This is a genomic window from Cellulomonas sp. APG4 (genome assembly GCF_009996735.1).
In the GTDB taxonomy this organism is placed as follows: Bacteria; Actinomycetota; Actinomycetes; order Actinomycetales; family Cellulomonadaceae; genus Actinotalea.
In genome coordinates this window covers 37,229-45,046 of record NZ_JAACYI010000027.1, presented here as the reverse complement: position 1 = coordinate 45,046, position 7,818 = coordinate 37,229, and the positions used below count along the sequence as shown (strand labels likewise).

Sequence of the window (7,818 nt, the reverse complement as noted above, 5' to 3'; positions counted from 1 at the left end):
ACCTCCCCCCCCGCCCATTTCGTGTCCCCCCCCCCCCCCGCCCCCGGCGCCCCCCCCCCTGCCGTGGGCGGGGGGCGCCGGCCCGGAGCGCGCTGCTGAAGCCCGGCCCCGCCGCGCGCTGGGGCCTACCCGCGCTGACGGCGCTCGCCGAGATCACGGCGGCCGTCGCGATCGGCGGTGCCGTGCTGGCCGCCGTCGTGCTGCCGCGCCACCGGCCCGCCGCCGGCCGCGCGTCAGGTCGCCAGGACGGACCGGCCGACCGCCGCACTGGCGCCGCCGGTGCATCCGGCCGTTCGCAGGGATCGGGCCACGGTGACGCCTGGCCCTCGATGATGCTCGTCGTCTCGGTCGCGGCCGGCGTGTGGGCCACGGCGCGCGTCGCGCACCTGGTGCTGACGTACGCGAGCGTCGCGGGCACCTCCCCGAGCGACCCGGGCTTCGGCGCCCAGCTCGGCGTCTTCCTCACCTCGATCTCACTGGGCCGCACGCTCCTCGCGATCACCGTGGTCGCTGCGCTGACCAGCGCGGTCGCCCTGCTCGTCACGGGGCCGCGGGGCGCCCTCGTCACGGCGCTGCTGGCCACCACCGCGCTGGTCATGCAGTCGACCACCGGCCACGCCGCGGGGGCGAGCAACCACGAGCTCGCGCTGTCCTCGATGTTCCTCCACCTCACGGGAGCCGCGCTGTGGCTCGGTGGCCTCGCGGCGCTCGCGCTCGTCGCGCACCGCCTGGGCCCGGACCTGCGCGTCGCCGTCGCGCGGTACTCACCGATCGCGGCGTGGTCGCTCGTCGCCGTCGGCGTCTCGGGGATCGTCAACGCCGTCCCGCGCCTGGGCGGCGTCGACGGGTTCACCACGCGCTACGGCCTGCTCGTGCTCGCCAAGGTCGCGCTCACCGCGGCCCTCGGCGCCCTCGGCTGGTGGCACCGCCGTGTGACCATCCCGCGCCTCGAGGTGCCGGCGTCGGGCCCCGCGGGCCCCCGCGCACCTGCCCTCTTCTGGCGGCTGGTGGCCGTCGAGCTCGCCGTCATGGGTGCGGTGTCGGGCGTCGCCGCCGCGCTCGGTGCGACCGAGCCGCCCACGCCGCTCGAGCCCCCCGCCGCGCCCACGCCGGCTGAGCTCGTGACCGGCCACCCGCTGCCGCCCGAACCCACGGCGACGCTCTGGCTCACGAGCTTCCGGTGGGACCTGCTGCCGGCCCTCGGCTGCCTGGCCGCCGTCGTCGTCTACCTGCGGTGGGTGCGTCGCCTGCGCGCCCGCGGCGACGCCTGGCCGCTCGGCCGCACCGTGAGCCTCGTGACGGGCGTCGTCGTGCTCGCCTGGGCCACCTCGGGCGGTGCGGCCGTCTACGGGCACGTGCTGTTCAGCGCGCACATGGTGCAGCACATGGTGCTGGTGATGGTGGTGCCGATCTTCCTCGCGCTCTCGGCACCCGTGACGCTCGCGGCCCGCGCGCTGCCCGCACGCACCGACGGCTCACGCGGTCCGCGCGAGTGGCTGCTCGGCCTGGTGCACTCGCGCTGGGCGACCTTCTTCGCGCACCCGGTGGTCGCGGCGGTCAACTTCGCCGGCTCGATGATCGTCTTCTACTACACCGACCTGTTCGAGCTCGCGCTGACCACCTACGTGGGCCACCTCGCGATGATCGCCCACTTCACCCTCGCGGGGTACCTGTTCGTCAACGCGCTCGTGGGCATCGACCCCGGCCCGCGCCGCCCGGCCTACCCCGTACGCCTCGTGCTGCTGTTCGCGACCATGGCGTTCCACGCGTTCTTCGGGGTCGCCCTGGTGAGCGACGAGACGCTGCTGGTGCCGCGCTGGTTCGGGCTGCTGGGCCGGCCGTGGGGGCCGTCGGCGATCGAGGACCAGCAGATCGGCGGAGCCGTCGCGTGGGGGATCAGCGAGCTGCCCATGCTCGCGCTCGCGATCGTCCTCGCGGTCTCGTGGACGCGGGACGACGAGCGCACGGCCCGTCGTCGGGACCGCGCGGCCGAGCGCGACGGTGACGCCGAGCTCGCCGAGTACAACGCGATGCTCGAGCGCCTGGGTCGCGAACGAGGGTGAACCTGCCCGTTCAACAGGCGCGTCGCGCGCACCTGCGGGACCCTCGTGGTCGAACGGGCGGCGCCCCCGCCCGCTGACAAGGAGGTTCGACCATGGGCATCGGCAGCGGCATCTTCCTCATCGTCGTCGGCGCGATCCTGGCCTTCGCGATCGCTCCCGACACGTGGGAGGTCGTGAACCTGAACATCGTCGGCTACATCTGCATCGCGGCCGGGATCATCGCCCTGATCCTCGGCATGGTCTACACCCGCCAGCGGGCGAACACCTCGCACCGTGAGGTCGTCGAGCGCTACGACGACCGCACGCCCCCGCCCGTGCGCTGAGCGCGACCGCGCACGACGACGGCCGTCCCACCCCTCGCGGTGCGGGCGGCCGTTCGTGCGTCAGGTGTCGAGCAGACCGCGCAGGATGCTGTCGCCCGAGTGCGCCGGGTCGCCGTCGTAGGGCTCCTCGGACACGTCGACGACGGCGAAGTCGCTCAGGTCGAGGCCGCTCGGCACGGTGAACCGGCCCTCGGTGCCGTCGAGCACGCCCAGGCTGACCAGGCGCGTCACGTCGCGGTCGATCAGCCAGACCTCGCGGAACGCGTCGTCGCCGGTGGGCGCGTCGAGGTCGAGCACCAGGGTGCGCGTGCCGTCGTCCGACTCCTCGACCACGGCCTCGCCCGTGGCCTGCCAGCCGGGGAGCGGGTCGAGGGAGGCCTGGGCGACGACGGCGGGAGCAGGGCTCGTGTCCTGGCCGGCCCACCACGCGCCGCCCGCACCACCGGCCACGACGCCGGCAGCCGCCGCGGCGGCGATCCACGGCGCTGCCCGACGGCGACGCAGGGGCACCACCGCGGCGAGGTCGCCGTCGGGCGCGGTGCCCGACGGCGTCGCGGGAGCATCTGGCGTCGAGGGTTCCGACGTGCGGTTCTCGGAGCCTGCGTCCGGGACCGAGGCGAGCGACGGGGCCGCCTGGAGCCCGGTGCCCGAGCCACCGCCCGCTCCGCCCGTGCCGAGGGCGAGCTCGTCGGAGATGCGGCCCCACACGTCGGCCGCGGGCGCGACCAGCACGTCGTCGTCGGTCACGGAGCGGCCCACGCGCACCACGTCGGTGAGCGCGGCGAGCTCGCGCGTGCACCGCTCGCACGTGCGCAGGTGCTCGGCGTCGGCGGCCGACGGGGTCTCCCCGAGCGCGAGGAGCGCGAGGGCGTCGTCGTCAACGTGCACGGGTCACCTCCAGTCGGTCGCGCAGCCGCAGAAGGCTACGTCGGATGTGGCTCTTGACGGTGCCGAGCGGCAGGTCGAGCCGCTCGGAGATCTGGTCGTGCGTGAGGTCGTCGTAGAAGGCGAGCGAGAGGATGGTCCGCTGCGGCTCGCCCAGGCGGGCCAGCTCGTCGGCCATGGTGAGCCGCTCGGCCACGGACGCGACCTCGGCGTCGGTGGCCACCGGCACGCCGTCGGCCGCGACGGCAACCGCGTCGCGCTGGTCCCGCGAGCGGCGGCGCAGCACGTCGACCACCACGTTGCGCGTGATGCCGGTGAGCCATCCCGCGAGCGACCGGTCCGCGTCGAACCCGGCCCGGCCGCGCCACGCGTTGACGAACACCTGCTGGGTCACGTCCTCGGCGTCGTGCGTGCTGCGCAACGTCCGCAGGGCCAGCGTGTGGACCAACGGGGACCAGCGGCGGAACGCCTCGGCGAGCGCGGCCTCGTCACCCACGGCGAACGCGCGCGCGACCTCGTCGTCCGACCACGCGGGGGGAGCGGACGTCGTCGGGTGGCGGGGGCTGGTCAGCCGGGGCCTCCTCGTCGTCGGGGCGGGTGCGAGCGCCGTCGCGGACATCATCCACCGACCGGCTCCGCCGTGACGATGACGTTGTCGGAGTAGCTGCGCGCCTGCCGCTGGAACGTACCACCGCACGTCACGAGCACGAGCCGGGCGGGGCCGCCGCGCACGAACACGTCGGGCCACTCGACGGCGGGCTTCGCGATGCGCTCGACACCGGTGACCGCGTAGGTCACCACCGCGCCGTCGGCCCGCACCACCTGCACCTCGTCACCCACCTGCGCCTCGCCGAGCCGGGCGAACGGGCCGACGCCGGCCGACGCGACCGAGTCCACGTGCGCCGCGATCACCGCGGTGCCCTCGGGGTCGCCGGGTGCGGCGCCGTACCGGTACCAGCCACCGCGCTCGGCGAGCGGCGGGATCTCCATCTGCCCGTCCTCGGCCACGCCCACCTCGTCGATCGGCAGGCTCACGTCGAGCGACGGGATGCTGAGGTCCACCGGCGGCACCGCGGCCACCGCCTCGACCTCGTCGATCCCCGCGTCAGTGACCGGCACGTCGGGTACCGGGCGCGGTGCGGGGGTGGGTGTGGGGCTGGGCGCCGCCGCGGGTGCGGACGCCTCGGGTCGAGGACCGTCGTCGTCGGCCGGTGCGCACCCGACCAGTCCGACGACGACGGCCAGGCCCACCATCGCCAGGCGGGCGCGGCGGCCCGTCCGGGGCTGGTCGGCGCGGGCGTCGGAGCCGCGCTGGTCGATGCGTGTCACGGGACTGCCTCTCGGATCGGTCGCTGGTCGCGGACTGCGGACGTGCGGTCGGGGTGCGGCGCCAGGCTCCGGACGCCGCACCCCGACCTGGAGGTCAGCGACGCTCGGCGGTGAGCGCCTGCTGACGGCGGGCGACCAGCGCGGCACCGGCGGCGGCGACGAGCAGCGCACCACCGATCAGCCAGCCGTTGGTCTGGTTGTCGGCCGCGAGGCCCAGCTCACCCGAGGGCACGCCCGACGGCGACGAGTGCAGGCCCTCGATCGTCTGGACGGCGAGGTCGAGGTTGTCGGCGTCGAGGCTGCCCCACGCGTAGACGATCGTGTGGACGCCCTCGGCGACGTTGACGTCGGCCGGGCCGATCACCGGGTCGGTGGTGCCGGTCGCGGCGACGGAGGCCGAGACGGTGCCGGCCGGGAGGTCGAGCGACGCCTCGTCCGGGTTGGCGAGGTTCTCGATCACCGGGCTGCCGCCGGCGAGCACGTCGACGGCGGGGGCCGCTGCGGTGTGGCGGACCGTGAGCCGGCCCTCGCCCGCGGCGGTCTGCGACATGTCGTTGGTGAACAGCGTCGCGGTCGGGTTGCCCGAGGCGTCGAGGTGCGCGACGGCGGTGTAGCTCATGCCCGCCTCGAGCGGCAGGTCCACGGGGCCGATCGCGGGCGAGCTGTCGTCCGCGGCGTCCGCGGCCGTGATCGCGACCGCGTAGGTGTCGGCCGGGAGCTCGAGCGGCCCGGCCAGGTCGCCGGGCTCGAAGTCGTCGAGCGTGAGCTCGCCGTTGACGTAGACGTCGACCGTCAGGTCGGGCACGCCGTGGAGCACCGACAGCGAGGCGGCGTCGTCGGTGGCGGCGGTGGCCGGGACGGCGGCCGCGAGGGCGAGGGCGAGGCCGGCGGTACCGGCAGCTGCGACTCGGGTGCGCATCTGGATCTCCTTCGTGACGACCCCGGAGGGCCTGAACTGGTTGACGCCTCTACTACGTGACGCCCCCCACATCTGGATGCAGCAGATGCGAAGAGACTTCTCGACCCGGATGAGACCGGTCCCAGTTCACTCTTGTGGAGCAGCGTCCTGCGGTGCTTGGGTGAGCGCGGGCCCCCTTGCGCGCCGTCCGGCCGACGGCGCACCCCGACCCCCGGCGACCCGCCGGAGGACACCTCGACGGAGAGGAACTCGGATGGTCCAGCTCCCTGCCCGACGGCGCCCCGGAGGCGTCACGTCGGGTCCCGCGGCCCCCGCGCCGCACCCCGCCCGACGGCGGTTCGCACGCCGTGCGGCTCCCGCGCTGGTCGCCGCGCTCGGCGGCCTCGCGCTCGCGGTCCCCGCGGCCGTGGCCGGCCCGCCCGGCCACCACGCCCGCACGCCCGACCTGGGGCCGAACGTCGTCGTGCTCGATCCGAGCATGCCCGCGGACGAGATCCAGGAGACCGTCGACGCCCTGCACGCGCAGCAGGTGGACGACGAGATGGGCACCAACCGGCACAGCCTGCTCTTCCTGCCCGGCACCTACGGCAGCGCCGAGCAGCCGCTGCACCTCAAGGTCGGCTACTACACGGAGGTCGCCGGCCTCGGCGCGTCCCCGGGCGACGTCGTCGTGCACGGCAAGATCGAGGCCTACAACCGCTGCCTCTCGGACGACCCGGCCAACCCGAACTGCATCGCGCTGGTGAACTTCTGGCGCACGCTGTCCAACCTGACCCTGGACATCGACGCGACCGGGCAGGACGACTGCCGCGCGACGGCGAACTTCTGGGCCGTCTCGCAGGCCGTCTCGGTGCGCCGCCTCGACGTGCTGACGGGGGACGGCCGCCCGGGCTTCTCGCTCATGGACTACTGCACGGCCGGCCCGCAGTACGCGAGCGGCGGGTTCATCGCGGACTCGCGGTTCGGCGACGTCACGAACGGCTCGCAGCAGCAGTGGCTCACGCGCAACAGCGTCGTGGGCAGCTGGTCGAACGCCGTGTGGAACCAGGTGTTCGCGGGCGTCGAGGGCGCGCCGTCGGACGCGACCTTCCCCGACCCGCCGTACACGACGCTCGACGAGACCCCCGTGAGCCGCGAGAAGCCGTACCTGTTCGTGGACCGGCGGGGTGCGTGGAACGTGCGCGTGCCCTCGGCCGCGACGGGCACGCGGGGCATCACGTGGGCCGACGGCATGACGCCGGGCCGCACGCTCTCCCTCACGCAGTTCCACGTCGCGACGCCGTCCGACTCGGTGCGCACGATCAACCGGGCCCTCGCGCGCGGCAAGCACCTGCTGCTCAGCCCCGGCGTGTACGACGTCGCGCAGTCGATCGCCGTGACGCGTCCCGGCACCGTGGTGCTGGGGCTTGGCCACGCGACGCTGACCGCCGTCGACGGCGCCGTCCCGCTCACCGTCGCGGACGCGGCCGGGATCGTGGTGGCCGGCGTGACGATCGACGCCGGGACCGAGGAGTCGCCCGTGCTGCTGCGCGTGGGCGAGAAGAAGGGCAAGGGCTGGGGTCACGGCAAGGGCCGGGGCTGGGGTCACGGGCACGGCGGCAAGGGCCTGGGCCCGATCACGCTGAGCGACGTCTACTTCCGCGTGGGCGGCCCGCACGTGGGCAAGACCGACGTCGCGCTCGAGGTCAACGCCGACGACGTGCTGATCGACCACACCTGGGTGTGGCGTGCGGACCACGGCGTCGAGGGCTTCACCGAGGGCGTCAACGGCGACACCGAGCGCTGGCGCACCAACACCGGGCGTGTGGGCGTGGTGGTCAACGGCGACGACGTGACCGCGACCGGCCTGTTCGTCGAGCACTTCCAGGAGCACAACACGATCTGGAACGGCGAGCGCGGACGCGTGGTGCTCTACCAGAACGAGCTCCCGTACGACCCGCCCACCCAGGCCGACTGGACCGAGCCCGACGGCACGCTCGGCTGGGCCGGGTACAAGGTGGGCGACAAGGTGCGCACGCACGAGCTCTGGGGCGGCGGCGTCTACGTGTTCAACCAGAACAACCCGGAGATCGTCACCGAGAACGGGTTCGAGGTGCCGCAGCGGCCCGGTGTGCGGCTGCACCACATCATGACCGTCAACCTGAGCGCGGGGACCATCGAGCACGTCGTCAATGGCGTGGGCGGCCAGGTGGACAACACCAACACGGGAGTGCCGGCCTACGTGGCGGAGTACCCGTGACCAGCGGTAGCGCGCCCCGGCGCGCGTAACCGTTCCCACGGCCCGGGCGGGGCGGAGGTC

The 7,818-nt window shown here is 74.5% G+C and carries 7 protein-coding genes; 3 read left to right on the top strand and 4 right to left on the bottom strand.

The genetic code is table 11. The features are described from left to right. Positions 1-329: 329 nt before the first annotated feature. Positions 330-2,063 carry a cytochrome c oxidase assembly protein gene (locus tag GXB85_RS15935; protein ID WP_237728334.1) on the top strand — a complete coding sequence of 578 codons (1,734 nt, stop codon included), beginning with the start codon at positions 330-332 and terminating at the stop codon, positions 2,061-2,063. A gap of 92 nt (positions 2,064-2,155) precedes the next feature. Beyond that, complete coding sequence (locus GXB85_RS15930; protein WP_161918645.1) at positions 2,156-2,386, top strand: DUF6458 family protein; 231 nt, start codon at positions 2,156-2,158, stop codon at positions 2,384-2,386. A gap of 60 nt (positions 2,387-2,446) precedes the next feature. On the opposite strand, the gene GXB85_RS15925 is transcribed toward GXB85_RS15930, so the two are convergent. From GXB85_RS15925 to GXB85_RS15910, 4 genes are all read right to left on the bottom strand, one after another. After that, positions 2,447-3,274, bottom strand: coding sequence for an anti-sigma factor (locus GXB85_RS15925; protein WP_161918644.1), 828 nt, complete (start codon positions 3,272-3,274; stop codon positions 2,447-2,449). Next, positions 3,264-3,893, bottom strand: a complete 630-nt coding sequence (locus GXB85_RS15920) for an RNA polymerase sigma factor (RefSeq protein ID WP_161918643.1) — start codon at positions 3,891-3,893, stop codon at positions 3,264-3,266. The genes GXB85_RS15925 and GXB85_RS15920 overlap by 11 nt, the downstream gene beginning before the upstream one ends. Further along, positions 3,890-4,600, bottom strand: a complete 711-nt coding sequence (locus GXB85_RS15915; protein WP_370524293.1) for a class F sortase — start codon at positions 4,598-4,600, stop codon at positions 3,890-3,892. Before GXB85_RS15915 ends, GXB85_RS15920 begins: the two co-directional genes overlap by 4 nt. A 94-nt stretch (positions 4,601-4,694) precedes the next feature. Beyond that, the gene (locus tag GXB85_RS15910) at positions 4,695-5,519 is read right to left on the bottom strand and encodes a DUF4397 domain-containing protein (RefSeq protein ID WP_161918642.1); all 825 of its coding nucleotides are present in this window, start codon (positions 5,517-5,519) and stop codon (positions 4,695-4,697) included. Between the two features lie 253 nt (positions 5,520-5,772). On the opposite strand from GXB85_RS15910, the gene GXB85_RS15905 reads away from it, so the two are divergent. Beyond that, positions 5,773-7,758, top strand: coding sequence for an adenylyl cyclase (locus GXB85_RS15905; protein ID WP_161918641.1), 1,986 nt, complete (start codon positions 5,773-5,775; stop codon positions 7,756-7,758). Positions 7,759-7,818 lie beyond the last annotated feature (60 nt).

What these genes read in the sequence shown, in the direction of transcription:
- GXB85_RS15910 (WP_161918642.1), bottom strand. Translation starts at nt 5,519, where the DNA reads ATGCGCACCCGAGTCGCAGCTGCCGGTACCGCCGGCCTCGCCCTCGCC.
- GXB85_RS15935 (WP_237728334.1), top strand. Translation starts at nt 330, where the DNA reads ATGATGCTCGTCGTCTCGGTCGCGGCCGGCGTGTGGGCCACGGCGCGC.
- GXB85_RS15930 (WP_161918645.1), top strand. Translation starts at nt 2,156, where the DNA reads ATGGGCATCGGCAGCGGCATCTTCCTCATCGTCGTCGGCGCGATCCTG.
- GXB85_RS15920 (WP_161918643.1), bottom strand. Translation starts at nt 3,893, where the DNA reads ATGATGTCCGCGACGGCGCTCGCACCCGCCCCGACGACGAGGAGGCCC.
- GXB85_RS15905 (WP_161918641.1), top strand. Translation starts at nt 5,773, where the DNA reads ATGGTCCAGCTCCCTGCCCGACGGCGCCCCGGAGGCGTCACGTCGGGT.